Annotated in this window: 26 protein-coding genes and 1 pseudogene; 13 read left to right on the top strand and 14 right to left on the bottom strand. The window is 66.2% G+C overall.

Features of this window, described 5'->3' with window-relative positions; all coding sequences use genetic code 11:
* The first annotated feature begins 62 nt into the window (after window positions 1–62).
* From EAO27_RS16180 to EAO27_RS16165, 4 genes are all read left to right on the top strand, one after another.
* Window positions 63–2,141: a P-loop NTPase fold protein gene (locus tag EAO27_RS16180; RefSeq protein WP_242771661.1), complete on the top strand. Its 2,079-nt coding sequence runs from the start codon at window positions 63–65 to the stop codon at window positions 2,139–2,141.
* A 130-nt stretch (window positions 2,142–2,271) separates the two neighbouring features.
* On the top strand, window positions 2,272–3,336 hold the full coding sequence (locus EAO27_RS16175) for a hypothetical protein (RefSeq protein ID WP_242771659.1): 1,065 nt from the start codon (window positions 2,272–2,274) through the stop codon (window positions 3,334–3,336).
* A 115-nt stretch (window positions 3,337–3,451) separates the two neighbouring features.
* Entirely contained in the window at window positions 3,452–3,937 is a 486-nt protein-coding gene (locus EAO27_RS16170) for a hemerythrin domain-containing protein (protein WP_242771657.1), read from the top strand.
* A gap of 76 nt (window positions 3,938–4,013) precedes the next feature.
* The gene (locus tag EAO27_RS16165) at window positions 4,014–4,286 is read left to right on the top strand and encodes a DUF3297 family protein (RefSeq protein WP_242771655.1); all 273 of its coding nucleotides are present in this window, start codon (window positions 4,014–4,016) and stop codon (window positions 4,284–4,286) included.
* A 90-nt stretch (window positions 4,287–4,376) separates the two neighbouring features.
* Here EAO27_RS16165 and EAO27_RS16160 read toward each other — a convergent pair whose 3' ends face one another.
* The 3 genes from EAO27_RS16160 to EAO27_RS16150 form a co-directional block, all read right to left on the bottom strand.
* Window positions 4,377–4,958, bottom strand: a complete 582-nt coding sequence (locus EAO27_RS16160; protein WP_242771653.1) for a CHAP domain-containing protein — start codon at window positions 4,956–4,958, stop codon at window positions 4,377–4,379.
* Window positions 4,959–5,121: 163 nt separating this feature from the next.
* A complete protein-coding gene (locus tag EAO27_RS16155; protein ID WP_242771650.1) occupies window positions 5,122–7,479 on the bottom strand; it encodes an EAL domain-containing protein in 2,358 nt (785 codons plus the stop codon).
* An 85-nt stretch (window positions 7,480–7,564) separates the two neighbouring features.
* A complete protein-coding gene (locus EAO27_RS16150; protein ID WP_242771648.1) occupies window positions 7,565–9,316 on the bottom strand; it encodes a fatty acyl-AMP ligase in 1,752 nt (583 codons plus the stop codon).
* Between the two features lie 176 nt (window positions 9,317–9,492).
* Here EAO27_RS16150 and EAO27_RS16145 point away from each other — a divergent pair, with 176 nt between their 5' ends.
* The 4 genes and pseudogenes from EAO27_RS16145 to EAO27_RS20975 all read left to right on the top strand — a co-directional run.
* Complete coding sequence (locus tag EAO27_RS16145) at window positions 9,493–10,065, top strand: RecX family transcriptional regulator (protein ID WP_242771646.1); 573 nt, start codon at window positions 9,493–9,495, stop codon at window positions 10,063–10,065.
* Window positions 10,066–10,099: 34 nt separating this feature from the next.
* Window positions 10,100–10,549 (top strand): DUF192 domain-containing protein, encoded by a 450-nt coding sequence (locus EAO27_RS16140; RefSeq protein ID WP_242771644.1) that lies wholly within the window; start codon window positions 10,100–10,102, stop codon window positions 10,547–10,549.
* Window positions 10,550–10,615: 66 nt separating this feature from the next.
* Window positions 10,616–11,002 carry an NADH:ubiquinone oxidoreductase subunit NDUFA12 gene (locus EAO27_RS16135; protein WP_242771641.1) on the top strand — a complete coding sequence of 129 codons (387 nt, stop codon included), beginning with the start codon at window positions 10,616–10,618 and terminating at the stop codon, window positions 11,000–11,002.
* Between the two features lie 5 nt (window positions 11,003–11,007).
* Window positions 11,008–11,412, top strand: a pseudogene (locus tag EAO27_RS20975) (DUF2155 domain-containing protein); the annotation flags it as partial.
* Between the two features lie 35 nt (window positions 11,413–11,447).
* Here the strand turns inward: EAO27_RS20975 and aat are convergent.
* The gene (gene aat / locus EAO27_RS16125) at window positions 11,448–12,236 is read right to left on the bottom strand and encodes a leucyl/phenylalanyl-tRNA--protein transferase (protein ID WP_278190167.1); all 789 of its coding nucleotides are present in this window, start codon (window positions 12,234–12,236) and stop codon (window positions 11,448–11,450) included.
* Window positions 12,233–13,063, bottom strand: a complete 831-nt coding sequence (locus EAO27_RS16120; RefSeq protein ID WP_242771637.1) for a methyltransferase domain-containing protein — start codon at window positions 13,061–13,063, stop codon at window positions 12,233–12,235. The genes aat and EAO27_RS16120 overlap by 4 nt, the downstream gene beginning before the upstream one ends.
* Window positions 13,064–13,116: 53 nt before the next feature.
* Between EAO27_RS16120 and EAO27_RS16115 the strand changes: the two genes are divergently transcribed.
* A complete protein-coding gene (locus EAO27_RS16115) occupies window positions 13,117–13,305 on the top strand; it encodes a hypothetical protein (protein WP_242771634.1) in 189 nt (62 codons plus the stop codon).
* Here EAO27_RS16115 and EAO27_RS16110 read toward each other — a convergent pair.
* The 6 genes from EAO27_RS16110 to EAO27_RS16085 all read right to left on the bottom strand — a co-directional run bounded on the left by EAO27_RS16110 (window position 13,302) and on the right by EAO27_RS16085 (window position 19,902).
* Window positions 13,302–14,795: a CpaF family protein gene (locus tag EAO27_RS16110; protein ID WP_242771632.1), complete on the bottom strand. Its 1,494-nt coding sequence runs from the start codon at window positions 14,793–14,795 to the stop codon at window positions 13,302–13,304. The genes EAO27_RS16115 and EAO27_RS16110 overlap by 4 nt on opposite strands.
* Before the next feature lie 185 nt (window positions 14,796–14,980).
* Window positions 14,981–15,238 (bottom strand): ATP synthase F1 subunit epsilon, encoded by a 258-nt coding sequence (locus EAO27_RS16105; RefSeq protein WP_242771630.1) that lies wholly within the window; start codon window positions 15,236–15,238, stop codon window positions 14,981–14,983.
* A 46-nt stretch (window positions 15,239–15,284) separates the two neighbouring features.
* Window positions 15,285–16,799, bottom strand: coding sequence for a F0F1 ATP synthase subunit beta (gene atpD / locus EAO27_RS16100; RefSeq protein ID WP_242771628.1), 1,515 nt, complete (start codon window positions 16,797–16,799; stop codon window positions 15,285–15,287).
* Between the two features lie 58 nt (window positions 16,800–16,857).
* Window positions 16,858–17,733, bottom strand: a complete 876-nt coding sequence (locus EAO27_RS16095; RefSeq protein ID WP_242771626.1) for a F0F1 ATP synthase subunit gamma — start codon at window positions 17,731–17,733, stop codon at window positions 16,858–16,860.
* A 69-nt stretch (window positions 17,734–17,802) separates the two neighbouring features.
* Window positions 17,803–19,332 carry a F0F1 ATP synthase subunit alpha gene (gene atpA / locus EAO27_RS16090; protein ID WP_242771624.1) on the bottom strand — a complete coding sequence of 510 codons (1,530 nt, stop codon included), beginning with the start codon at window positions 19,330–19,332 and terminating at the stop codon, window positions 17,803–17,805.
* 3 nt (window positions 19,333–19,335) lie between these two features.
* Window positions 19,336–19,902 carry a F0F1 ATP synthase subunit delta gene (locus EAO27_RS16085; protein WP_242771621.1) on the bottom strand — a complete coding sequence of 189 codons (567 nt, stop codon included), beginning with the start codon at window positions 19,900–19,902 and terminating at the stop codon, window positions 19,336–19,338.
* A 259-nt stretch (window positions 19,903–20,161) separates the two neighbouring features.
* On the opposite strand from EAO27_RS16085, the gene EAO27_RS16080 reads away from it, so the two are divergent.
* The 3 genes from EAO27_RS16080 to EAO27_RS16070 are packed head-to-tail and all read left to right on the top strand — an operon-like array spanning window position 20,162 to window position 22,163.
* Entirely contained in the window at window positions 20,162–20,839 is a 678-nt protein-coding gene (locus tag EAO27_RS16080) for a dienelactone hydrolase family protein (protein WP_242771618.1), read from the top strand.
* Window positions 20,836–21,378, top strand: coding sequence for an AAA family ATPase (locus EAO27_RS16075; RefSeq protein ID WP_242771615.1), 543 nt, complete (start codon window positions 20,836–20,838; stop codon window positions 21,376–21,378). The genes EAO27_RS16080 and EAO27_RS16075 overlap by 4 nt, the downstream gene beginning before the upstream one ends.
* Window positions 21,375–22,163: an alpha/beta fold hydrolase gene (locus EAO27_RS16070; protein ID WP_242771612.1), complete on the top strand. Its 789-nt coding sequence runs from the start codon at window positions 21,375–21,377 to the stop codon at window positions 22,161–22,163. Before EAO27_RS16075 ends, EAO27_RS16070 begins: the two co-directional genes overlap by 4 nt.
* Here EAO27_RS16070 and EAO27_RS16065 read toward each other — a convergent pair.
* Together EAO27_RS16065 and EAO27_RS16060 are read right to left on the bottom strand one after the other, a co-directional pair.
* Window positions 22,160–23,701: a serine protease gene (locus tag EAO27_RS16065; RefSeq protein WP_242771609.1), complete on the bottom strand. Its 1,542-nt coding sequence runs from the start codon at window positions 23,699–23,701 to the stop codon at window positions 22,160–22,162. The two genes, EAO27_RS16070 and EAO27_RS16065, sit on opposite strands and share 4 nt — an antisense overlap.
* A gap of 46 nt (window positions 23,702–23,747) precedes the next feature.
* Window positions 23,748–24,569 carry a DUF2306 domain-containing protein gene (locus EAO27_RS16060; protein WP_242771607.1) on the bottom strand — a complete coding sequence of 274 codons (822 nt, stop codon included), beginning with the start codon at window positions 24,567–24,569 and terminating at the stop codon, window positions 23,748–23,750.
* A gap of 713 nt (window positions 24,570–25,282) precedes the next feature.
* Between EAO27_RS16060 and EAO27_RS16055 the strand changes: the two genes are divergently transcribed.
* The gene (locus EAO27_RS16055) at window positions 25,283–25,957 is read left to right on the top strand and encodes a hypothetical protein (RefSeq protein WP_242771605.1); all 675 of its coding nucleotides are present in this window, start codon (window positions 25,283–25,285) and stop codon (window positions 25,955–25,957) included.
* On the opposite strand, the gene EAO27_RS16050 is transcribed toward EAO27_RS16055, so the two are convergent.
* A complete protein-coding gene (locus EAO27_RS16050; protein ID WP_242771603.1) occupies window positions 25,954–26,556 on the bottom strand; it encodes a hypothetical protein in 603 nt (200 codons plus the stop codon). The two genes, EAO27_RS16055 and EAO27_RS16050, sit on opposite strands and share 4 nt — an antisense overlap.
* Window positions 26,557–26,641 lie beyond the last annotated feature (85 nt).

Genomic DNA, 26,641 nt, shown 5'->3' with positions numbered 1-26,641 from the left:
CGGTAGAAGTGATCGCGTAATCTTGGGCTCCCTGAATTATTTGAATCTGATAACAGGGGCATATGATACTTCCTCAAGATGCCCGCTTGGATCGCGCCATTCGAGATGAGAACGGCGACAAGCTTGGCCGTGGCCCTTTCGTTGAAAGTCTCGTTCGGGCTTTAGTTCGGGATGAAGTAGGAACTGACGGCAAACTAACTGCTCGCAGGTCGACAGGATATGTGGTGGGCTTGACCGGCCGCTGGGGTCTTGGAAAATCTAGCGTCGTAAGCCTCCTTTCAAACCGACTAGGTTCAATGGACAAGACCTTGGTCGCTAATTTTAACCCTTGGCTTCTGAAGGGCGGGGATGACCTGCTTACGGGGTTCTTCAATTCGGTACGAACAGCCGTGGGGAAAAATGCGCGAGAAGAATTGGAGGCGCTTAGGGCGGATATCGACAGCTACTGGGGTGCTCTCAACATCGCGGGAACCGCAATCGCCACGGCCGCGGATCCCAGTGGGCTCCTTGCCAAGGTATTTCGCTGGCGACCCGGCAAACCAAGCGTCACCCCTGAAACGGAACGTAAGCGCCTTGAGGACAAGATCGAAAAGCTGGGATGCGCAGTAGTAGTGCTCATTGATGAGCTGGATCGAGTTGAAGATGATGACGTTCGTGCCGTCGCTAGACTCATCAAAGCGGTCGGCGAGATTAAGGGTGTATCATACTTGGTGGCTTATGATCCGGAGCGTGTCGCGGAGGCGTTAGGTCGAGGCGTTGCTGGAGCGGGCGAGCGGTATCTGGAGAAGATTATTCAGCATCCAATTCCACTTCGTCCGCTTTTTGAGGAGGACTCGCGGGCTTTAATCGTTGCTGCTTTCGAGCAACATGGAACCGCGGTGCCAGAGGCTAATGCCGATTTCGAGCGAGAGATTTTCAAATATATTGTTGAGTCTGTTCAGACACCGCGAGAAATCAAAAGATTAGTTGGGGCCTTCACCGTCTTGGAAGAGGCGGTTCGAGGCGAGATCAATCCCTATGATGTGCTGGGATACTGCTGGCTTCAGACGAAGTCACCCCGTGTAAGAGACGTCATCGCCGCAAATCCAGATACCGTTGTGGATGATCCGGGCGAAGTTGAGATAGCTAACCGGGTCGCGCTTCATTTCGATCAAGGCCGCGCCCCCGAGGTTGGGTCGATACTTGGCGATATGGCGACGCCACATGCGGAACTCATTCAGATGTTATTTCCGCGCTTTTCGGATCGACGATCAGCCGGAGAGGGAGACCGTTTGTCGCGACGGCGAAACCTTGTTCGGATGCTTTATCTAGGTAACCCACCGGGGATGATTCGCCGGGCAGATGTCGAAGCCGTCTGGAAAATGGCGAGTCCAAGCTTGGAAAACGAACTTCGCCGGATGGAGGTCGACGATACCCTTCGCCCATTCATTGATAGGCTTGATGATCTGATTCCAAGTCTCAACGAGTCAGGAGACTCGAGCTTCTGGCCCGCACTGTCAAAGACGTTGGTTCGTACCGAGGACTGGTTAAGGGAACCCAACACGGCTTTGTCGATTGCAAACGACGCAGCCACAGTGTTCACGCGGCAGGCCATGCGTGATGTTAGGCTAACCAGCCGCATTCGACACGCAATTGGCTCCCTTCAAATGGCTGGGGATTTAGTCCTCGTACCGTGGATTTTGCGCAAGGCCATGCGTGCTCACGGTCTCTCCGTTCATTCTCGTGGAGATTCCGACAAATTTTTCATGGATAAGCTGCAGACTCAGACAATGATGGAGGATGAGTTTCCAAAATATCGAAGTGCAGTTCAGAGCGGCCACATGCTTCGCCGTCTCCCATCGCTTGAGCCCTTATTTGCATTGCTTAATGCATCGAGATGGAACGATGAGCTTCGCACTTCCATGACCCAGCAGCTCGAAGGTGAAGAAGCTATCGGAACGTTTGCTGGTCTTTTGGTACCACCCGGATACGCGTCTGAGCTAAGCACTATAAATCAGATATGTGATGCCGATAGGCTGAAACAAAACCTTGGAAGCTTGCTTGAGAACGCAGACGCCTTTCCTGATCCATGGATACGCGATTGTGCGGTCCGATTGCATCGGACTTTAGATGGGAAGGATCCATTGTTCGATGACGACTAGGGGCGAACTTTGAAAAACTGTCCTCGGAAATTCGGTCCTTGGAAAAGAACAAACTATAAACAAATCCCTTTCCTAAAATCCGTCCCCCCGTCATATCCTGTCCGATTCGTCCATCGACAGGAGGTTTTCGATGCAGAACCGTACGCCCATCGCGCCGGAGGCGCGGCCGCCGCTGCCCGACTTTACGCCGGTGCCGCGCAAGTACCGGCACGACGGGTGGACGCCCGAGCGGCAGAAGGCGTTTATCGCGGCGCTCGCCGATACGGGGTCGGTCAGCCGCGCGGCCGCGATGGTCAATATGGCGCAGACCAACTGCTATACGCTGCGCCGCGCACCCGGCGCCGAAGGGTTCCGGCGGGCGTGGGAGGCGGCGCTCGATTTCGGGGTCGCGCGGCTGAAGGATATCGCGTTCGAACGCGCGATCGACGGCTATCTGGTGCCGGTCTTTGTCGCGGGCAAGCTGATGGGGTTCCGGCGGCGGCACAATGACGCGCTGCTGATGTTCTGCCTGCGCCATTACGGGCAGGATGCGGGCGGCCGACGCACGACGATCAACTATTTCTCGACGCGCGCGCGGGCGGGGGCGTTGGCCGGCGCCGGTTCGACGGGGGTTTCGACCGCGCTCGACGCGAACGGAGCCGAAAGTGCGGGCGCGGTGGCGGAGGCCTCGACCACGACGGTGCGGACGGTGATCCATGGCGGCGCGGCGGGGGGCGATCCGGTCGGGGCGCAGGACGACGCGGCGGCGCGGCTGGAAGGGTTCGAGGGGGTAGCGCTCGATGCAGAGGCCGAGGCCGAGATCGACGCGGCGCTGCTCGCGCTGGCCGAGCGGCAGCGCGCGCTGATCGCGGCGGCCGACGTCGGCGGGCCCGACGCGATCGCGGCGCAGGTCGCGGATCCCGGGGTCGGGCTGGTGCGGATCGGCGAGCGGAGCGCGCCCTATTACGGGCCGCTGCAACTCGACGACGATCCGGGCGAGATCGTCGAGACGGGGCGGCCGGCGGGCGAGGCGCATTGGGTGAGCGCGGGCGACGCGATCCCCGAAGAGTATCGCGAATGGATCGAGGCCGCCGAAGCGCGCGGCGAGCCGACCGCGGCGGTGCCGCTGGACCGCACGGGCGGCGACGGGGTTGCAAGGGTGCGCCCGCGTCCGCCGCGGCGCCGGCGCGCGGCGGATCCGCCATCGCCCGGCTGAACGCGCGCGGCGGGCGACGGTCCGGGGCGGCGATGCGGCGGGGCGGCTTTACCCTCCCTTCATTCCTGACCCCTATCGTTGCATATGAGGGACCACTCGCACGACGGAACACGCTATGCACATGGTCCACGAGATGCAGCGGCTGCGCGCCGAACATGTCGCGCTGACGACCCTCTCGGGCTTCCTTCTCGATCTGGTTGCCGCGCCGCGCCCGCCGCGGCCGACCGAGCTCGCGGCGGTGCGCGGCATGTTGCGCGACACGCTGGTCCGGCACCTGAAATGCGAGGATTGGGCGCTTTATCCGCGGCTCAAGACGAGCGGCGATCCCGAGCTCGCAAAGCTCGCGTGCGATTTCGTCGGCGAGATGGGGCACGTCGCCGACGCGTTCGCCGCCTATGATGCCCGCTGGACCGCCGAACGCGCGGCGGCCGACTGGCCGGGCTTCTGCGACGAGACGCGGGCGGTGCTCGGCGCGGTCGGGGCGCGGATCGCGCGCGAGGACCGCGAGCTCTATCCCGCCGCCGACGCGCTCGCGCTGCGCCGGCGCCACGCGGCGCAGGCGCGGGAGCGCAAGGCGGCGGCGGTCCGCGCGGCAGGCTGAGCGCGCGCCGCCGCTCGGCGCTTGATTTCGCGGGGCGGCTCGCCTAGCCGCGCGGGCAGGAAACGGAGATTTTACGATGACCGATACGCCCCCCGACCGCATGTCGACCAACCCGCGCTCGCCGCATTTCGACATGGAGGTGCTGCAACGCGGCATCGGCATCCGCTTCAAGGGCAAGGAGCGCACCGACGTCGAGGAATATTCGATCTCCGAAGGCTGGATCCGCGTCGCCGCGGGCAAGTCGAAGGACCGCTTCGGCCAGCCGATGACGATCAAGCTGTCGGGCGAGGTCGAAGCCTGGTTCGAGGATATCGCGGCCGAGGGCGGCGCCGACGCCCCCGAAGCCTGACGGCGGTCTTCGCCGGCGGCGAGTCCCCCCTCACGGACAAGAAAAAGCCCCGGGAGACCGGGGCTTTTTTGTGACTGGCTGGCGGGGGGCTTATTGGCCGAGCGAGGCGACGACGATTTCGAGGCCGTTGCCGGGCTTCCAGTTGTTGTTCGTCCAGACCGGCGCTTCGAAGCTCGGCGCCTTGCGCGGCGCGGCGCTGTGGCCGGGGTAGATGAAACCCTGAACGGGGTTGGCGCGGAGACCGAGGTCGCCGATCGGCGCGTACCAGACGCGGACCATGCTCCAGTCGCCCGCGGCGCTGACGTCGATGACGCGGACGTTGCGCTCGATCTGGCCGCGGCGGCCGTTGATCGGCGACCAGTTGGCGTGGTCGATGCGGATTTCGCGGTCGCTGACGACCTTCTTGACCACCGCGACATGGCCCATCGGCATGCCGCGGGTGCCGGCGAACGCCATCACCGCGCCTTCGCGCGGTTCGTCGCCGCGCTCATAGTCGTCGGCGGCCTGCGCCCACCAGGTCTTCGCATTGCCGCGGATGTCGACGCCCGATTCGGCGCGCGCGAAAGGAACGCACTGGAGATAGCTCGACGCGGTCGCGGGGGTAGCGGTCAGCATCGCGGCAAGCATCGTCAGGCATGCGGCAAAGGCACCCGAAAAGCGGCTGGCTGACATGGAAAGCGACCCCCGTTTGGCTTGTGTTCAAGCGTTGGAGGCTGTCTGCCACGGCTTTCGCGACAAACCACCCGTCGCGCGACGAACCGCATCGCCGGTGCGGTGGACCGGGGAACCGTTTGAAAGCGGGCTCGATTCGCCGCCCGCCGGGCTCGCTTCGCCGTCAGGCGGCGGCGCTCGCCGACCGCTGGTCGAGCGGACGGAAGAGCGCGAGCACGTCGCTCGCGGGCATCGGGCGCCCGTAATAATAGCCCTGGATATTGCCGCAGCCGAGGCTGCGAATCGTCTCGACCTCGAGCTCGCTCTCGGCGCCCTCGGCGGTGGTCGACATGCCGAGGCTGTCGGCGAGCGCGACGACGGCGCGGATGATCGCGATCGATTCGATGCTGCCCTTCGCCGCGCCGACGACGAAGCTGCGGTCGACCTTGATCGTCGAGAATTGCGTCTTGCGCAGATAGCCGAGCGACGAATAGCCGGTGCCGAAATCGTCGAGACTGAGGCGGATGCCGAGCCCGATGAGCTGGTCGAGCAATTGCGCGGCGCCGCCGCCGTCGCGCAGGAACACGCTTTCGGTGACCTCGATCTCGAGCCGCTGCGGCGGCAGCCCGCTTTGCGCCAGTGCCGACACCACCACGGAGGCGAAGGCGGGGTCGGTGAGCTGTTCGGCCGAGACGTTGACCGCGACCTTGAGGTTCGACGGCCAGCGCATCGCCTCGTGGCACGCGGTGCGCAGCACCCATTCGCCGATCGGTGAGATCAGGCGGCTGTCCTCGGCGAGCGGGATGAAGCGCCCGGGCGAGACATTGCCGAGCTTCTGGTTGTTCCAGCGGATGAGCGCTTCGAAGCCGTTGAGCGTGCCGTCCTCGGCGGTGACGACGGGCTGGTAGTAGAGCTCGAATTCGCGGCGTTCGAGCGCCCCGCGCAATTCCTGTTCCATCACGCGCCGCTCCTCGGCCTGCGCGTGGAGCGAGGCGACATAGGCCGCGACGACATTGCCGCCCTTGTCCTTCGACTTGTAGAGCGCGAGGTCGGCGTTGCGCGTCAGCGTCTCGACGGTCGATCCGTCCTGCGGCCCCATCGCGAAACCGATGCTCGCGCCGACGAAGAGCTGGTGGTTGTCGACGACATAGGGGCGGCTCAGGGTCGCGATGATGCGTTTGGCGAGCTCTTCGGCCTCGGCGGGCGACGGGACGTTTTGGAGCACCACCGCGAATTCGTCGCCGCCGAGCCGGCCGCAGGTCATGCCGCGGTCGATCATGCCCCTGAGCCGCGCCGCGACCTGCGCGAGCAATTTGTCGCCGACCGGGTGGCCGAGCGTGTCGTTGACCGCCTTGAAGCGGTCGAGATCGATCATCAGCATCGCACAGCGCGACTTGGCTTCGATCGCGTGGGCGAGCGCGCGTTCGAGATCCTCGTGCAGGCTGAGCCGGTTGGGCAGGCCGGTGAGATTGTCGAAGCGCGCCATGCGCGCGATCTGTTCGGCCGAGGCGCGCTGTTCGGTGACGTCGGATCCGACCCCGCGAAAGCCGAGGAACTTGCCCGCTTCGTCGAGGCGCGGCGACGCCGACAATTCCCACCAGCGCGGCTTGCCGTCGATGGTGACGGGGACGATCAGGTTCGAGAAGCTGTCGCGGCGCTTCATGCGCTCGGCCATGTCGTGCAGGCTCTTCGGGAAATTCCCGGTCGTCCAGGCGTCGCCCGACAGCGCCTGGAGCAGCGGGATGCCCTCGAGCTGCTCGGCCGACGCACCGAGCGCATAGGCGAGGCGCGGCGAGACATGGACGAGGCGGCGGCTGTTGTCGGTCTGCCACAGCCAGTCGGCCGAGGTTTCCTCGAATTCGCGGAGCAGCAGACTGACCGTCTCGGTCTTTTCGTGTAGCACCTCTTCGGCGCGGCGGAAGCGGATGTGGTTCTGCGCGAAGCGGATGCAGAAGGACGAGAGCAGGGCCCCCGCGGCGATCGCGATCCCGGCGAGCGCGGGCGCGCCGGCGAGCGCGAGCGCGAGTGCCGCCGACAGGCTGACCGGGGCGATGAACAGGATGCACGCCATCGGCAGCGTGTGCACGACGATCGCAAGCGTCAGCATCATCAGCAGCGCGACGGTCCACATCGACAGCAGATGATCGACCGAGGGGTGCAGCCCCTGCAGCCAGAAAGGCGCCGACCAGACCACCGCCGAATAGGCGGCGTGGCGGTTGCACAGCCTGAATTCGGCGGTGCCCGAATGGCGCAGGTCGCCGAGCGGCAGCCGCGACACGACATGGTAGGACCAGAGGCTGAACAGCAGCGTCGCGAGCCCCCATCCGGCGATGACGGCGACCGGAACCGTGGTGGCCATCGTCACCACGGCGACGATCGTCATGCCCAGCCCCATCGTCAGCCGCAGCTTGCCGCGGCCGCGCAGCGGCGCGAGCTGCAGCTGGCGGAGGTCGCCGATCTCGTCGTCGCTTCCCGCCAGCCCGAGCAGCACGCGCACGGGAATATCTTCGTTCGGAATCGGATCGTTCGCCACCCTGGTCACAGGGCTGGTTTAACGAAAGCGGGTTACTTGATCGTAACCAGCCACGCGGAGCGGAGCGATCTTCTGTCCCGGAACGGGACGGAAATCAGGCGGCGATCGCGAAGGGCTGGATTTCGCCCGCCAGATATTGCGCGCGCGCCTTCGACCGGCTCAATTTGCCCGAACTGGTGCGCGGCAGGGTGCGCGGCGGGATCAGTTCGATCAGGCAGTTCATGCCGGTGATCGCGCGGACGCGATCGCGAATCGTCTCGCGCAGCGCGACGCGTTCGGCTTCGTCGCTGGTGCGGCACTGGACCAGCACCGCGGGCGTTTCCTCGCCGCCCGGCGCGGTGATCGCGAAGGCGGCGATGTCGCCCGACTTGAAGCCGGGGAGCTGTTCGACCGCCCATTCGATGTCTTGCGGCCAGTGGTTCTTGCCGTTGATGATGATCATGTCCTTGGCGCGGCCGACGACATAGATGTAGCCGCCCGACAGATACCCCATGTCGCCGGTGTCGAGCCAGCCATCGGCCATGCACGCGGCGGTCGATTCGGGGTCGCGGTAATATCCGGTCATCAGCGACGGGCCGGTGCACCACACCTTGCCGACCGTCTGGTCGGGCAGGACGTTGCCCGCCTCGTCGCGGACCTCGATGGTCATGTCCTTGACCGCCTTGCCGCAGTTGACGATCGCGCGGTACCGCGTCGGGCGGCCGGCGTCGTTCGCGGCGCCCGACAATTCGGTTTCCTCGACCAGTTCGACGACGATGCCCTCGCCCGGAGGCATGATGCTGACCGCGAGCGTCGCCTCGGCGAGGCCGTAGCTCGGCAGGAAGGCGCTCGCCTTGAAGCCCGCGTCGGCAAAGGCGTCGACGAAGCTCTGCATCACGTCGGGGCGGATCATGTCGGCGCCATTGCCCGCGACGCGCCAGCGCGACAGGTCGAAGCGGTCGGCGACGTGGCTCTGGCTGGAGATGCGGCGCGCGCAGATGTCATAACCGAAGGTCGGCGAATAGCTGAGCGTCGTGCCCTCGTTGCGGCTGATCAGGTCGAGCCAGGCGAGCGGACGGCGCGCGAAATCCTCGGTCTTGAGGTAATCGACCGACACCTGGTTGGCGACCGGCGAGAGCAGGCAGCCGACGAGCCCCATGTCGTGATACCAGGGCAGCCAGCTGATGCAGCGGTCGCTGTCCTGCAATTCCATGCCGTGCGAATGCGCTGACAGATTGTTGAGCAGCGCAGCGTGGGTCACCGCGACGCCGTGCGGGAAGCGCGTCGAACCGCTGCTGTACTGGAGGTAGCAGGTCGCGTCGCTCTGCTGTTCGGGCAGCGCGGCGACGGGCGCGGCGCGGCGCTCGAATTCGCTCCAGTCCATCGGGCGGACGCCGCGCTGTTCGGCGGCTTCGACCGCCATGGCGGCGATTTCGGGCGGGAAGAAGAGCATCGTCGGATCGCAGCTGGTGAGTTGGACGACGAGCTGGCCGACGTAGGAATCGCGACCGCCGAAGCTGGTCGGCAGCGGCAGCGGCACCGGCCAGGCGCCGGCGTAGATGGTGCCGAAGAAAAGCGCGGCGAATTCGGCGCCGGTCTCGGCGATCAGCGCGATGCGGTCGCCGGGCTGTACCCCGGCGGCGACCAGGCGGTAGGCGGCGGCGAGTGCGTCGGCCTTGAGTTCGCGATACGGATAGGGACGGATGAGCTTGCCGCGCGGATCGTGGAAATTGAGCCCGCGGCTGCCCGCTGCGGCATAGTCGAGCGCTTCGCCGACGGTGGCGAAGTCCGAAAAGCGGCGCGGCTGGGCGCAGGTGGTCGGCGTCGGCACGAGCGCGTCCGCCGGGGTGATCGGGGTGTCGGTCATAAGGGCTCCAGGGTCCCGCGAAGCGGCGCGCGCGGCAACAAGCATGTCATCTTTCGGGTCCATGTGTGCGGCGCGATCCCTTGTGGTTGGAACAAATCGCCTGCTTCGGGCGGATTGGGCCCGATATGGCGGCGCTGGTCGTTCTCAATCGGGCCCGACTGTGGCATAAACATGGCATGGTCAATAGCCGCGCTCGATCCGACCGGAGCAGAAAACGACTCGACGCGGCGCGGCTCGACGAGCTGGGGCTGGCCTATGTCGCGCGATTCGCCACCAGCCGCGCCAAACTGACGCGCTATCTGGCCCGAAAGATTCGCGAATCCGAATGGGTTGGCGACGACGACGCCATGGCGTCATGCGAAGCCGTCGCCGACCGGATGGAGCGGCTGCGCTATCTCGACGACCGCCAATATGCCGCGATGCGCGCCGGCGCGATGACGCGGCGCGGGCTGGGGGTGCAACGCGTGAAGGCGCAGCTTTTCGTCGACGGCATTGCGCCCGAAGACAGCGGCGAGGCGATCGAGGTCGCCGAGGGGGCCGCCATCGCCGCCGCCATCGGTTTTGCCCGGCGGCGGCGCCTCGGCCCCTTTTCGGTCCGCGCATCCGATGATCCTGCCCGGCGCGAGCGGCAGGTCGCGGCCTTTGCCCGCGCGGGGCATTCGCTCGCCCTCGCGCGGCGGATTCTGGCGATCGGGCCGGAGGATACCGCGGCGCTCGACGCGCTGGACGCCGAAGCGAGGCAGGATTAGGGGACGGTCTCCGACCGCTGGCAAGGATGTGGCGATGCGTGCGTGGATGATGGCCTTTGCCCTGACCCTGGCGTTGCCGGTCGCGGGCTGTTCCGACGGCGCGGCGGAAAAGACCGCGACCACCGCGGTGACGATCCGCATGGCCGGCACGGCGCACCGCTTCGACGTCGAGGTCGCGCGCACCCCCGAAGAACAGGCGCAGGGGCTGATGTTTCGCACCAGTCTGCCCGAGGACGGCGGCATGCTCTTTCCGTTCGAGAAGCCCAAATATGCGAGCTTCTGGATGAAGAACACGCTGATCCCGCTCGATATGTTCTTCATCCGCGGCGACGGCAGCATCGACCGGATCGCCGAAAACACCATTCCCGAGAATCTGGAGCCGGTGGTCAGCGGCGGCGAGGTTGCGGCCGTGCTCGAGCTCGCGGGCGGCACCGCGGCGAAGCTCGGCATCGACGAAAGCGCGACAATCAGCTGGAAAGAGTGACGATCGGCCGCGCGCGCGCCCTTTGGCGCTTGCGAAAGACGGGGGCTTGCCTGTAAACGCGCGCGCATGGGCATTTTAGGCAAGATTTTCACCTGGTGGGACGGCGCGACCGTCGGCACGCTGCTGAACAGCTGGAAGACGGGCGAGCAGGTCGGCGAGGACGGCCTCGGCAACCGCTATTTCCGGGCGCGCAAGGGCGACCGCCGCTGGGTGCTCTACAACGGATCGAACGACGCCAGCCGGGTGCCGCCCGAATGGCACGGCTGGCTGCACGGCACGCTCGACGAACTGCCCGGCGAGGCGCTGCCCGCGCCGCGCGCGTGGGAGCGCGAACCGACCGCGAACCTGACCGGCAGCGCGGGGGCCTATCGCCCCGCGGGCGCGCTCGAACGCGGCGGCCGCCGTGCCGCGGCGACCGGCGACTATGAGGCGTGGCGCCCCGGCGCCGAGTGAGCCGGATGGCGGTGCGCCCGATCCCGACCGCGCTGACCGCGCTGGCCCTGACGGTGGCGCTCGCCGCCTGCGACCGCGGCGGCGCGGGCAAGGGCGGCGGCAGCGACACGGTGGCGATCACCAAGGCCGAGCGCGTGCCTGAAGAGGTCGGCGGCATCGAGGGCGCGACCCCGATGGCCGAGCGCGTCGCGGTGGTCGGCCTGCTCAACAAGCGCAACGGGCTGGTCCGCGACCTCGAGATGAAACCCGGCGACAGCGCGCGTGTCGGCCGGGCGATCGTGCGCCTGCGCGCGTGCGAGACCACGGCGCCGTGGGAAGACCCGCCCGAAACCGGGGCCTTCGTCCAGCTGACCGTGCAGGATCAGCGCGACGACAAATGGTATCGCGTCTTTTCGGGCTGGATCTTCCGCGAGCGGCCCGAACGCAACGTGATCCAGCACCCGATCTACGACGTCTTCGTCAAAAGCTGCGCGATGACATATCCGGGCGGCGAACCCGTCGCGCGCTCCGCGCCGAAATCCGAAGCGGGCGCCGCGGCGCCCAAGGCGTCGAGCGCCCCCCAGTCGCCCGCGACGAACGGCGGCGAAGGCACCCCGGCCGGCGCGGCTCCCGCCGCGCCCGCGCCGGCAGCGCCCAAGGCGCCGGCGCCCGCCGACAGCACCGAATAGAGCCGCGCCAGATAATCGGCCTGCGGGATTTCGATCGCGCCCAGGCTTTCGAGGTGCGGGGTGATGAACTGGCAGTCGAGCAATTGCCAGCCGCCGGCGATCAGCCGCGCGACGAGGTGCGCGAGCGCGACCTTCGACGCGTCGCGCACGCGGCTGACCATCGATTCGCCGAAAAAGGCGCGCCCGAGCGTCACGCCGTAGAGGCCGCCGACGAGCGCGTCGCCGTCCCAGCATTCGACGCTGTGCGCGTGGCCGAGGCGAAAGAGCCGTTCGTAGCTCGCCTTGATCACGGGGTTGATCCACGTCGTCGGGCGATCGCCCGCGGGCGCGGCGCACAGCGCCATGATGTCGGCGAAGGCGGTGTCGGTGGTGACGCGAAAGCGCTCGCCGACAACGACCTTCCGCAGGCTGCGCGACAGGTGGAATCCGTCCAGCGGCAGGATCGCGCGCAGCCGCGGCTCGACCCAGTGGACCGACGGATCGTCCGCCGCGTCGGCCATCGGGAAGAGCCCCTGTGCATAGGCGCTGAGCAGCAGCGCCGGGTCTATGGTCTCGAACGGCTTCAGGATGCGGGCTTCACGAATTTGAGCGTCATGCGGTCCGATTCGCCGATCGCGAGATATTTCTCGCGGTCCTTGTCGCCCTCGCGCAAGGACGGCGGCAGCGTCCAGACGCCCTTTTCATAATCCTTCGTGTCGCGGGGGTTGGCGTTGATCTCGCTTTTGGCGGCGAGCTTGAAGCCCGCGGCCTCGGCAAAGGCGATGATCGAGCTTTCCTTCATATAGCCTGATTTCTCCTCCTTCGCGGCATCGTCGCCTTCACCCAGCCGGTGGTCGACGACGCCCAGCGTGCCGCCGGGCTTGAGCATCGCAAAGATCTGGCGGAAGGCGTTCGCGGTGTTGTCGGCACCGTCGAAGCGCCAGTTGTGGACGTTGCGGAAGGTCAGCACGACGTCGGCGCTGGCGTCGGGGACCTTGGGATTGGTGCCCGCGGCGGGAAATTCGGCGAGCCTGACCGCGCCATAGACGTCGGGTTTGGCACCCTGCCATTCCTTGACGCGATTGAGGCCGCGCTCCCACGGCGCCGCGGCGTAGAGGGTGCCGCCGCCGGCCTTGGCCAGCGGGGCGAGGATTTCGGTGTACCAGCCGCCGCCCGGCCACAGCTCGACGACGGTGTCGCCGGGTTTGACGCCGAAGAAGGCGAGCGTTTCGGCGGGGTGGCGATATTTGTCGCGCGCCAGATTGGCGGGGGTGCGGGTGGGGGCGGCGACCGCGGCGGCGATCGCGTCTCCCGCCTTCGCGGCGGCGTGGCCGGCATGGCCGTCGTGCTGCATCGCAGCGGCGGGGACCGCGATCAGGGCGGCGGCACTTGCAACAATCAAAAGCGAACGCATATGGGGCACCTCTCTCCGGGGGAAGGCTCCTGTTTGCGTAGGGATTCGCGTCGATGCAAGTGTCCATGCTGTCGGTGAGTATCGGCGCCGCGCTGCTGTTCGTCGTCGCCGAGGTCGCGGGATGGCGCCGCAACAACCGCCGCGACGTCGACCGCGTCGGCTTCATGCCCTGGCGCGGGATCGCGCTGGCATCGGCCGCGGTCGCGCTGTTTGCGGCGGCTTTCTGGCTGAGCGGCCGCTAGAGGCACGCCTCCAGATAGGGCTGGTCGAAGCCGAACTGGCGCGCCTTTTCGAGCGTATAGGGGCGCAGGCCCATCGCGCGATATTCGCCGATGATCTTGCCGTCCTTGTCCTCGTCGAGATATTCGAACTTGAACAATTCCTGCGTGACGATGACGTCGCCTTCCATCCCGATCACCTCGGTGACGTTGGTGACGCGGCGTGAGCCGTCGCGCAGGCGCTTGATCTGGACGATCAGGTCGACCGAATCGGCGATCTGTTTCGAGATCGCTTCCTTCGGGATCTTGATGTCGCCCATCAGCACCATATTCTCCATACGGCCGAGGCATTCGCGCGGGCTGTTCGAGTGGAGCGTACACATCGAGCCGTCGTGACCCGTGTTCATCGCGGCGAGCAGGTCGAAACATTCCTGGCCGCGGACCTCGCCCATGATGATGCGGTCGGGACGCATGCGCAGCGCGTTCTTGACGAGGTCGCCCATGTGGATTGCACCATTGCCTTCGAGGTTGGCGGGGCGCGTTTCGAGCGGCAGCCAGTGCGGCTGCTGGAGGCGGAGTTCAGCGGCATCCTCGATCGTCAGCACGCGTTCGCCGGGGTCGATCATCTTGGAGAGGGCGTTGAGCATCGTCGTCTTGCCCGAACCCGTACCGCCCGAGATGACGATGTTGAAGCGGCTGGCGCCCGCGATCTTCAAGGCGGTGCACATCTTCTGGCTCATCGCGCCCCACTGGCAGAGCATGTCGAGCGTGATCGGCTTGGCCGAGAATTTGCGGATCGAGATCGCGGTACCGCGCAGGCTGAGCGGCGGCACGATCACGTTGACGCGGCTGCCGTCCTTCAGGCGCGCGTCGGCGAGCGGGGTGGTCTGGTCGACGCGGCGGCCGACCTGGTTGCAGATGCGCTGCGCGATCTGGAACAGATGCTGTTCGTCGCGGAACTGGATCGGCGCGATCACCAGCTGGCCCTTGCGCTCGACATAGGTCTGGTACGGGCCGTTGACCATGATGTCGCTGATGTCGGGGTCGGCGAGCAGTTCCTCGAGCGGGCCGAAGCCGAGCAGCTCGTCGACGAGCACCTTTTCGAGCGCGAACTGTTCGCGGCGATTGAGGGTGATGCGCAGTTCGGCGAGCACTTCGAGGATGATCGGGCGGAATTCCTCGGTCAGCTCGTCCTTGCTGAGCGTTGCCGCGGCTTCGGGATCGACGCGTTCGAGCAGGCGCGGCAGCACCTGTTCCTTGATCTTGTGGACGCTGGCTTCGAACCCTTGGGCCTTTTCGGGCTCCATATTTTCGGCGGTCGAGCGCTGGTTCAGCCGCTCCATCGCCTCCATTTCGGGGCTGAGCGACGACGGGAAGGGATCGGCGGCGGAGGGCGAATCGAGCGACGGGAACTGGCTGCCGCCGCCGGGCGCCCCGGGGCCTCCCTGCATCGGCTTCGCCACGCCAAAAGCGGGGCGGCCTGCGGTTCCGGGACGGCGTCCGAATGCACTCATTTTTCTGTCCTGCCTCGCATGTCATCGGCGTCGGGGCTCGCGCCGGCCGCGCCGGCACACCCCCGATGGACAGGGTGAATAGACCGGAAACTTTGAGATTGTCCTAATGCGCCGCCGCCCAACGCAAAGGGGCCCGCATCGATCCGATGCGGGCCCCGTTTGATCCGATGATGCGGAGACCGGTGTCAGCCGGCGATATGCTCGGCGAGGACGGTCAGCCCGGCCTCGTTGACCTCGGCGAAGCCGCCCTCGACCTCGATCGTCTCGGGCGCGGCGCCCTGCGTCGGATAGATGGTCAGCGGGCCGTTGCGCAGCGTCGCCATGAAGGGCGCGTGGCCTTCGAGCACCGAGAAATCGCCCTCGCTGCCCGGCACGGTGACCATATAGACGTCGCTCGACCGTTCGAGGCGGGCGGGGGTGACGAGTTCGAACTTCAGGGCCATGTCAGTCTCTCATTTCCCTCCCGCCGGAGCGGGAGGGGAAATTGCATTAGGCGGCGTCGGCAGCCAGCTTGGCGGCCTTGGCGACCGCTTCCTCGATGCCGCCGACCATGTAGAAGGCCGCTTCGGGGAGGTGGTCATATTCGCCGTCGACGACGGCCTTGAACGATTTGATCGTGTCTTCGATCTGCACGAACTTGCCGTCGATGCCGGTGAAGACTTCGGCGACGTGGAACGGCTGCGACAGGAAGCGCTGGATCTTGCGCGCGCGGGCGACGGTCAGCTTATCTTCTTCGCTGAGTTCGTCCATGCCGAGAATCGCGATGATGTCCTGCAGCGACTTGTACTTCTGCAGCGTTTCCTGGACGCGGCGCGCGGTCTCGTAATGCTCCTGGCCGACGACGCGCGGTTCGAGAACGCGGCTGGTCGAATCGAGCGGGTCGACCGCCGGATAGATGCCGAGTTCCGAGATCGCGCGGTTGAGCACGGTCGTCGCGTCGAGGTGGGCGAACGAGGTTGCGGGCGCGGGGTCGGTCAAGTCGTCCGCGGGGACGTAAATGGCCTGCACCGAGGTGATCGAACCCTTGTTGGTCGAGGTGATGCGTTCCTGCAGCGCGCCCATGTCGGTCGACAGGGTCGGCTGGTAACCCACCGCCGAGGGAATACGGCCGAGCAGCGCCGACACTTCCGAACCCGCCTGGGTGAAGCGGAAGATGTTGTCGACGAAGAAGAGCACGTCCTGGCCTTCCTGGTCGCGGAAATATTCGGCCATGGTGAGGCCCGACAGCGCGACGCGCGCGCGGGCGCCCGGGGGCTCGTTCATCTGGCCGAACACCAGCGCCACCTTCGACCCGTCGGGGGTCGGGTTGCCGTCGGCGTCCTTGGCGATAACGCCCGCGTCGAGGAATTCATGGTAGAGGTCGTTGCCTTCGCGGGTGCGTTCACCGACGCCCGCGAACACCGACACGCCGCCATGGCCCTTGGCGATGTTGTTGATCAGTTCCTGGATGAGAACGGTCTTGCCGACGCCGGCGCCGCCGAACAGGCCGATCTTGCCGCCGCGTGCATAGGGGGCGAGAAGGTCGATGACCTTGATGCCGGTGACGAGGATCGCGGCTTCGGTCGACTGGTCGACGAATTCGGGAGCCTTGGCGTGGATCGGCGCGGTCATGCCGGCGTTCACCGGGCCGCGTTCGTCGATCGGGTCGCCGATGACGTTGAGGATGCGGCCGAGCGTCTGCGGGCCGACGGGAACCGAGATCTGCGCGCCGGTGTCGGTGACCGGGCTGCCGCGGGTCAGGCCGTCGGTCGCGTCCATCGCGATGGTGCGGACGGTGTTTTCGCCGAGGTGCTGCGCGACTTCGAGGACGAGGCGGTTGCCGCCGTTGTCGGTTTCGAGCGCGTTCAGAATTGCGGGCAGCGGGCCGTCGAACTGGACGTCGACGACGGCGCCGATGACCTGCGCGATGCGGCCCGTCGCGGCGCCGGCGGTTGCGGCGGCCTTCTTCGGCGCGGCGGCCTTTTTGGCGGGGGCCTTCTTTTCAGGGGCGGGTGCGGTTGCCATTGGTTTGTTCCTCGGGTTGATCGGTTAGAGCGCTTCGGCGCCCACTTTCTTCGTGGAGCTACAGCGCTTCCGCGCCAGCAATGATTTCGATGAGTTCGGTAGTGATCGCGGCCTGACGCGTGCGGTTGTAGACGATGGTCAGCTTGTTGATCAGGTCGCCCGCGTTGCGCGTCGCATTGTCCATCGCGGTCATCGACGCGCCCTGTTCGGACGCGGCGTTTTCAAGGAGGCCCTTGAAAATCTGGATCGTGATGTTGCGCGGCAGCAGGTCGGCGAGGATTTCTTCCTCGCCCGGCTCATATTCGACCGCGGCGCCGCTCGACGCCGGGGCTTCGGCCGGGGCGGGAACGGGGATCAGCTGCTGGCCGGTCGCTTCCTGGAGGAGCGCCGAGCGGAACTTCGAATAGAAGAGGTGCGCGACGTCGAAGGCGCCGGTCGCGTACAGTTCCATGACCTTGGCCGAGACGTCGTGCGCCTGCTCGAAGCCGATTTCGCGGATGCCGGTCGTCTCGTACTGCTCGATGATCTGGCCCGCGAACAGGCGCGCGATGACCGGGCGGCCCTTGCGGCCGACGAGGTAGAAGAGGACCTTCTTGCCCTGCGCCTGCAGCTCGTTCGCCTTGTCGCGCGCGGCCTTGACGATGTTCGAGTTGAACGCGCCGGCCAGCCCGCGGTCGCTGTTGAGCACGACGAGCAGGTGGGTGTCGCTGCGGCCGGTGCCGGCGAGCAGCTTCGGCGCGCTGTCCGACCCGCCGACCTTCGACGCGAGGCTCGCGACGACGCCTTCGAGGCGCTCGGCATAGGGGCGCGCGGCTTCGGCGGCCGCCTGCGCCTTGCGCAGCTTGGCCGCCGCGACCATTTTCTTGGCCTTGGTGATCTTCTGGGTCGATTTGACCGAGCCGATCCGGCCTTTGAGTTCCTTCAGATTGGCCATGAAGCCCTATCCTTGTATCCCGGCGCGAGGCCGGGATCTCATGGGCCCCGGCTTGCGCCGGGGATCAGATCACGCGAAAATCTTGGCGAAGGCGTCGAGCGCCGCGACCAGACCCTTCTTGGCGTCGTCGCCAAGGTCCTTGGTGTCGCGGATCGTCTTCAGCACATCGGCATGATCGCTGCGCAGATAGGCGAGCATCGCCTGTTCGTAGCGCGTGACGTCGGTGACGGCGACGCTGTCGAGATAGCCGTTGGTGCCGGCGAAGATCGATGCGGTCTGCTCCTCGAACGGCATCGGCTGGAACTGCGCCTGCTTCAGCAGCTGGGTCAGGCGCGCACCGCGGTTGAGCAGCTTCTGCGTCGAGGCGTCGAGGTCCGAACCGAACTGGGCGAAGGCTTCCATTTCGCGATACTGCGCGAGCTCGAGCTTGATCGAGCCCGACACCTTCTTCATCGCCTTGGTCTGCGCGGCCGAGCCGACGCGGCTGACCGACAGGCCGACGTTGATCGCCGGGCGGATGCCCTGGTAGAAGAGGTTGGTTTCGAGGAAGATCTGGCCGTCGGTGATCGAAATCACGTTGGTCGGAATATAGGCCGACACGTCGCCCGCCTGCGTTTCGATGATCGGCAGCGCGGTGAGCGAGCCCGAGCCGTTGTCGGCGTTCATCTTTGCCGCGCGCTCGAGCAGGCGGCTGTGCAGGTAGAAAACGTCGCCGGGATAGGCTTCGCGGCCCGGCGGGCGGCGGAGCAGCAGCGACATCTGGCGATAGGCGACGGCCTGCTTCGAAAGGTCGTCGTACACGATCACGGCGTGCATGCCGTTGTCGCGGAAGAATTCGCCCATCGTCACGCCGGTGTAGGGCGCGAGATACTGGAGCGGTGCGGGTTCCGAAGCGGTCGCGGCGACGACGATCGAATATTCCATCGCGCCGTTTTCTTCGAGCTGACGGACGATCTGCGCGACGGTCGAGCGCTTCTGGCCGACCGCGACATAGATGCAGTACAGCTTCTTCGATTCATCGTCGCCCGCGTTGACGTCCTTCTGGTTGATGAAGGTGTCGATCGCGACGGCGGTCTTGCCGGTCTGGCGGTCGCCGATGATCAGTTCGCGCTGGCCGCGGCCGACGGGGACGAGGGCGTCGAGCGCCTTGAGGCCGGTCTGGACGGGTTCGTGAACCGAGGTGCGCGGGATGATGCCCGGCGCCTTGACTTCGACGCGCATGCGCTTGTCGGCCTTGATCGGGCCCTTGCCATCGATCGGGTTGCCGAGGCCGTCGACGACGCGGCCGAGCAGGCCCTTGCCGACGGGGACGTCGACGATCGTGCCGGTGCGCTTGACCTGGTCGCCTTCCTTGATCTCGGCGTCCGAGCCGAAGATCACGATGCCGACGTTGTCGGCTTCGAGGTTGAGCGCCATGCCCTTCACGCCGTTGGCGAATTCGACCATTTCACCGGCCTGGACATTGTCGAGGCCGTGGACGCGGGCGATACCGTCGCCGACCGACAGCACCGAGCCGATCTCGCTGACCGTGGCGTCGGTGCCGAAATTGGCGATCTGGTCCTTGATGACCTTGCTGATTTCAGCGGCGCGGATTTCCATTGTTTAGCCTTTCATCGCCTGTGCGAAGCTATTGAGACGGGTACGGATGCTGCCGTCGATCAGCTGGCTGCCCAGCTGGACGACGAGGCCGCCGAGGATGGCGGGATCGACGGTGGTCGCGATCTGGACGTCGCGGCCGACACGGGTCTTGAGGTTCGCGGCGAGCGCCTTGAGCTGCGCAGCGCTCAGCGGGTGCGCGCTGGTGACCTTGGCGGTCACTTCGCCGCGGTGCGCCGCGACGATCGCCTGATAGGCGTCGATCATCGCGGGCAGGTCGGCGAGGCGGCGATTCTCGGCGAGCACGCCGAGGAACTTGCCGGTCAGCGAATCGAGCTTCATCGCCTTGGCGACGGCGGCGATCGCCTTGGCGGCGTCGCCGCGGCTGACCACCGGGCTCGACACCAGCGCCGCGAGGTCGGCCGATTCGGCAAGACCTGTCTTGAGCGTCGCGAGGCTCTTCTGGACGCTATCGATATCGTTCGATTCGCGCGCCAGATCGAACAAAGCGACCGCATAGCGGCCCGCGAGGCCCGCCGTGATGTTGCCCTGAATGCCGCCGGAATTCTCCACGCGTGAAAGTCCTTTGCTACGATCCCGTGGGGGATGGGTCGCGCTTTTACGGGGAGATTCGGTGAACGTCCCCCGCGCGAAGTCGCGGCGCGCCTAGCAACGATTTTGGTGCAATGCAAGGTGGGGGCGGGGTGAATCCCGCCGCCTCCCGAAACCCGTTTGCCCCGAGCTTGTCGAAGGGCCGTTCTTTCTTCAAAGGTCGAAAGAAAGAAGGACGGAACTTCGACAGGTTCGGCCCGAACGGATGAGGGACAAGCATATGGGTGAGATGATTCGGATGACGATGGACGATGGCGCCGAAATCGCCGTCTATCATGCCCCGGCCGAAGGCGAGCGCCGCGGCGGGCTGGTGCTGATCCAGGAGATCTTCGGGGTCACCGACCATATCCGCGACCTGTGCGACGAATATGCCGCCGACGGTTATGAGGTGCTCGCGCCCGCGCTGTTCGACCGCGAGCATCCGGGGTTCGAGAGCGACTATTCGGGGTCGCAGTTCGAACGCGCGGTGCAGCTGGCGCGCGAACTGCACCCGTTCGAGCAGAGCCTGAAGGATGCGCAGACGTGCATCGATGCGCTCAAGGCGAAGGGGGTGGTGTTCATCACCGGCTATTGTTACGGCGGCTCGGTCGCGTGGCGGATGGCGCAGATCAGCCCCGATCTTGCCGCGGCGTCGGCCTATTATGGCAGCCTCGTTCCGACCCAGTTCGCCGATCCGGCGCCGGCCTGCGCCACCATCGCCCATTTCGGCCGCTTCGATGCGGGCATCCCGATGGAGGGGGTCGAGGCGCTGATCGCGAAGGATCATCCGACCGCGCAGATCTTCGTCTATGACGCCAACCACGGCTTCAACAGCGACCGCCGCAAGGATTATCACGAACCGTCGAGCGAACTCGCGCGCGAGCGCACGCTGATGCTGTTCCGGGCGTGCGGGGGGTGAGGCTCGTCTTCCTCCACGGCCCTGCGGCGTCGGGGAAGCTCACCGTCGCGAAGGAACTCGCGGCGCTGACCGGGCTGCCGCTGTTCCACAACCATCTGGTCGTCGACGCGCTGCTCGCGGTGTTTCCGTTCGGCAGCCCGGGTTTCGTCGCCTTGCGCGAACGCATGTGGCTCGACGTCTTCGCCGCGGCGGCGGACGAGGACCGCTCGCTGATCTTCACCTTCCATCCCGAGGCGAGCGTCGCGCCCGACTTTCCGCAGCGCGTCGCGGCGCTGGTCGCGGGGGCGGGCGGGCGCGTCGATTTCGTCGCGCTGACCTGTTCGTCCGCCATCGTCGCGGCGCGCGTCGAGGCGCCGTCGCGGCAGGCGAGCGGCAAGCTTTCGTCGCTCGCGCTGCTGCGCGACCTCGAAGCCGCGGGGGCGTTCGCCTATCCGCCGCTGCCGCCCGCGGCGGTGACGGTCGACACCGGGACGGTTGCGCCGCGCGCGGCCGCGGAACGCATCGCCGACGCGCTGGGGCTGGACGCGCTGGCGCCGTGAAGGTTGCGCTCCGCTCGGCGCTGGTTCTGCTCGCCCTTCTGCTCGCGGCGACCGCGCTGCTCTACACGCAGCAGCGCCGCCTGCTGTTTCCGGCGCCCGCGCAATATCCCGCCGCGGCCCCGGAGGGTTTCCGCCTCGTCCACAGCCGGACCGTCGACGGGCTGCGCCTCGCCGCCTTCTACCGCCCGGCGCAGCCGGGGCGGAAGACGATCCTCTTCTTTCACGGCAATGGCGACAATCTCGACGGCGCGATTCAGGCGATGCGCGGGCCGGCCGCGGCGGGACATGGGCTGCTGCTCGCCGAATATCGCGGCTACGGCGGCAATCCGGGGAGCCCCGACGAGACGGGGCTGTACCGCGACGGCGACGCCGCGATGCGCTGGCTCGCCGAAGCGGGCGTCGCGGCGCGCGACATCGTCGTCGTCGGCAATTCGATCGGATCGGGGCCCGCGACCGAAATGGCGGTGCGGCACCGGGTCGCGGCGCTGATGCTGGTGTCGGGGCTTTCCGACCTGCCGTCGGTCGTGCAGCGTCAGCTTCCGCTCATCCCGCGGTGGCTGGTGCGCGACCGTTTCGACAATGCGGCGAAACTGCCGAAGGTCGGTGCGCCGCTATTCCTGATGCACGGCGACGCCGATACGCTGGTGACCCCCGACAATCTGGTGCGCCTGCGGCAGGCGCGGCCCGACGCGACGGTCGAACGCGTCGCCGGCGCGGGGCACGAACTCGCCTATACCGCGCCCGCGCAGGCGATCCTGACGCGCTGGGTCGATGGCCTGCCCTAGGGCGCCGGAGCCGCGGCGCCCGCCGCGAGCTTCTGGCATTCGTAGACCAGCCGTTCGTTGGGGCTCGCGGGCAGCACCGAGCGGATCGCGTCCTGCTGCGTCGCGAGCGCCGCCAGCTGGTCGGGGTTGGCGCTGCACCCCTTGATCGCGACGCCCGCACGCACCTCGCGCGCCTTCGCCATCGTTTCGGCATCGAGCAGATAATGATCGACGCGATATTCGCGCCCGGCCTGGTCGATCGAGGCGATCGTCACCGTCGCCTCTTCGTTGGGAACCAGGATGCGCTGCCAGCGTCCGTCGGCCCCTTGCGCATATTGGGTGCGGCCGTTGACGCAGCCGTCCTTGCCGATCGTCACGGGTACGTCGGGGGTTTCGGAAATGGTGATGCGGCTGCGGTCGGGGCGGATGGTGCAGAGCAGCCGGCCCTCGGCGAGCGCGGCGGGCAAGGTCGCATTGCCGTCGGCGTCGGGCCCGTCGGCGGGCAGGTCGGCCTGCGCCGAGGGACGGGTGAGGAAGAGGATCGCGGCGGCGAGGATCAGCACCGCGCCCGCGCCACCCGCGATCTTCGCGTTGCGCAGATTCTTCTGGCCGTAGAACATCAGCCCTGCCCCGGCGGCGAGTGCACCGATGACGAAGAGGACGCCGGCGAGCGCGATGCGATTCTCGCGCGCGGCGAGCGCATCCTGTTCGGCGCGGGCGGTGCGCAATTCGCGGTCGAGCCGGGTGGCGGCATCCTTTGCGGCATTGGCCTGCGCCGCGGCGCGCGCGCTGGCGTCGAGCGCCGCACGGTCGCGGGCATCGGCGTCGGCGAGCGACAGGCACGCGGTGCCGATGCTCGTGAAGCTCTGTCCGGCATCGGTCAGGAAGCGCGTGAGCTCGCGGTTCGATATCGCGAAGGCGAAGGGCGAATCGCCGTCGTCGGCGCGCGTGATGAAGGTGTTGATGCCGACGACACGGCCGCAGCCATCGACCAGCGGGCCGCCCGAATTGCCGCGCGCGATCTTGGCGGTGTGGACGAGGCTCGCGATGCCGTCGATCGCCTGCATGTTCGACAGATTGCCCTCGCTGCGCACCGGGGTGCGCGGGGTGATATAGTCGGCCGAACTGCGCGCGGTCGCCAGGTCGACATTGCCGGGATAGCCCAGCGCGACGACGTCGGCGCCCGATTCGAAGGGGCCGACGTAGAGCGCCGCGGCGGGCACGCGGCCTTCGGTCATCTCGATCAGCGCAAGATCGCGCTTGGTGTCGATCGCGATCAGCTTGGCGGCATAGCTTTTCTGGCCCTCCGACGGGACGACGCCCAGCGCGACATTGCCGGGATAGCGCACCGCCGATTCGACGACATGCGCATTGGTGACGATTCGCGTCGGCGAGATGGCGATGCCGCTGCCATGGCCGAAACCGACGACCTCGCCGTCGACCATCGCGACGGTGACGACGCGCACGACGCTGCGCGACGCGGCGCTGATATCGTCGGCGGCGCGCGCCGGAAGGGTGAGCGAGAGAAGGGCGAGCAGCAGCGCGATCAGGCGGGTCATGGCGCGCAACCTAGTCGGGTGCGGCGCGAAGGCAAGCGGTGCGCCGTCAGATATAGGGGCTCCACATCATCATCCATGCCCCCGCGCTGCCGGCAAGGATGACGAGGCCGGCGAGCGCAAGCAGCGCTGCAACGCCCTTTCTGGCCGCGGGGGTGCCGCGCGCGCCGGCGCGCAGATAGAGTTCGGCGACCGCGAGCGGCAGCAGCGAGTTGGCAAAGGCGAGGAACAGGTCGAAGGGGCCGTCCATCGCCTTGCCGATTCCCGCGCCGCCGGTGGCGATCCCCCACGCCATATAGCCGACGCGCATGAACCACACCGCGCTCGCGACGACGAACAGGCGGATCGCCCAGCGCCGATGCGCGGCGAAACGCTGCGCGCGGGCGCTCCGCCACGCCAGCCAGCCAAAGCCGAGGATCAGCAGCGCGTCGAGCGTGATGCCGAAGGCGCCGGGAAGGTTCAGCCAGGTGCCGCGCCCCCATGTCAGCCATAATCCGCCGAGCGCGAGCGCCAGCGCGCTGAGCATATAGAGCCGCCCGTTCCAGCGATGGAGCGCCGGGCGGCGCGTGCGAATCGCGGGGATGAGCTGGACGAGCCCGCCGAAGGTGATCAGCGCCGCCATCAGCACATGCACCGCGAAGAAGAGATTTCCCGCCGCATCGCCCGGCACGAAGCCCTTGATCAGCGGTTTGGTGTTCCACGCCGCGAAATCGCCCGACAGCGCGGACGGGTAATAGAAGAGCAGGATGAAGGCGGTGAACAGCAATTGCCCCGCCGCGATCGCCAGATAGCAGAAGGTCGCCGCGCGCCCGAGCCAGTCGGTGCCGCGCGCCGGTCGGCCGGGTGCGAAGGAAGCGTCGATCGTCGCCATGTTGCGGACTCCCCGATTGGAAGGGAAGCGTGGCGCACGAACGATAGTGTGTCAATGTAATAATACAGCAATACGGTTCGGGGGCTGGGCGATGGCGGTTTTCGGGCGGGAACCGACACTTTTGGTATGGCGAGGGTTATGGGACAGCTTTCCGTCCCAACGGGTCATTGACCGTGATTGCGACGGAGAACGGCAGCATGCGACCGATAGTCGCCGATAGAGATGTGCACCCCGGCGAAAGCCGGGGCCCAGAATGCCGACACGAACCTGGCGTGTTTCTGCAATGGACCCCGGCTTTCGCCGGGATGACCGGAAATGGACGCGGTCCGCTCACCAACCCATTTCGGAAGTTACCGGTCGGTGCGACACTCATGGCAGCAATCGACCGGTTGCAGACATAAATCCTCCCTGTGGCCGCAGGCCATGGGGAGGGGGACCGCTCGCGCAGCGAGTGGTGGAGGGGCTGAAAGGCCGTGCGACGCTTGACGGCGTCGGCCCCTCCGTCAGCGCTTCGCACTGCCACCTCCCCATCGCTGCGCGACAGGGAGGAATGGGACCGCTTCGACAGGCTGCGGGTCTGTCTTTCGTCGTCACCCCGGACTTGATCCGGGGTCCATGACTTCGAGACTGCTATGGATCCCGGATCAAGTCGGCAATTATCCCCTTCGGACAAGTATCGTGACTAAGGCCACAACCGCTGGTATGCGGGCCGGATGGGGGAACTATCAAAAACGAAAGCTAAAAGGGACAAATTTGTTTCGGTTGCCGCCATTCCGATCACAGGTGGAATTGGCTATTTCGTCACAAAGGTCATTGACAGGTGGGGTGTGCTAGACGCCGCCGCCAACAGTATGGGGGATTTCCTCAAAGCCCATGTTTCCGGGGGCGACTTGGGGATCGTGCTTTGGCTTCTGACGTTCTGCGTCCTGTATGGTGCAGTCCTATATCTGGTGCGGCGACCACCGACACGAGAAACTCAGACGACAGCCCCTGCGAAGTACGCGCCGATAGCGCCGGATCAATTCTTCGCCCGTCCATCTCGTTATCGCAAGGAAACCCAAGCAACAGACGAAGAATTGGAATACTGGCGGAATGTCGACCAGATGAAAGTGTGGCAGGCGGCGTATTTGTGGGTCGGAAAGCTACCAGCCAAAGATTACCCGGCCAATGCTCCGGGCGTAGTTAAGGCATTGGCTGAGCGCATGGGGCGGGACGTGAAAACGGGAAAGCTGGCTGTTTTAGAGCCGTTCTCACGTGACAAGAACCCCCGTCTCGCGCTGACTTTTCATCTGGTCGGTCGGGACGAATATTCGACCGTCAGCCGAGACGCGCTGGTGAACTATGCAAAACTGACCAACGAACAACCGCGTTTCCTGTCCCCGCCCTAACTCAGCCCGCGTCCCGCCTTATAGCGCGATACCGCCGCCAATAGAGCCTTGACCTCCGCCGGATTCATCTCTTCGTTCCAAACCGGTCCACGACCCTGAAATCTGAAACGCCATGGCTCACCTGACGCGGCAATCAGTTCAAGGGTCTGGATATCGACATCCACGGCAACAGTCTCCTGATATTTGCAACCGGCCATGCAGGTAATCACGTCCCGACTGATGACGCGAGGGGTGACCCCCACTGGCCCAGCGGGGGTCGAATAACTACCGAGGGAATAGAATCGCCAGTCACCCCAATAGCCGATGCTTGCGGTGATCTGGAACAGCGTCGCGCCAGTCTCCTTGTTAATCCCCGCCCGCAACATGACGTCGCCCTCACCCATGGGGATATGGCCCTTGGTCCTTCCTGCACGCTCTGTGCTGATGATGGCAATCGTCTCCATGTCGTCGTCTAGAACCGTGACAGCGCGGGCATAGTCGGCCTCGCCGCGCTCCATCAGTTTCTTCCGGTATTTCGCCATCGGGTCCGATTGCGCAACGGCAACAGGCGTGATCGAAAGGGCCGCTGCGGCCAATGCGATCTTAGCAATAGTTTTCACGACAATTTCCCCCGCTCGCCCCGGCTGGTGCCGGGTGGTTCGTAACGTGCGAGCACGGGCGAGCACGCCCCACGTATTCCCCGTG

It is taken from the genome of Sphingopyxis sp. YF1 (assembly GCF_022701295.1).
In the GTDB taxonomy this organism is placed as follows: domain Bacteria; phylum Pseudomonadota; class Alphaproteobacteria; order Sphingomonadales; family Sphingomonadaceae; genus Sphingopyxis.
The sequence above is the reverse complement of the archived record's forward strand: the minus strand, read 5'-3'. Positions and strand labels throughout refer to the sequence as shown.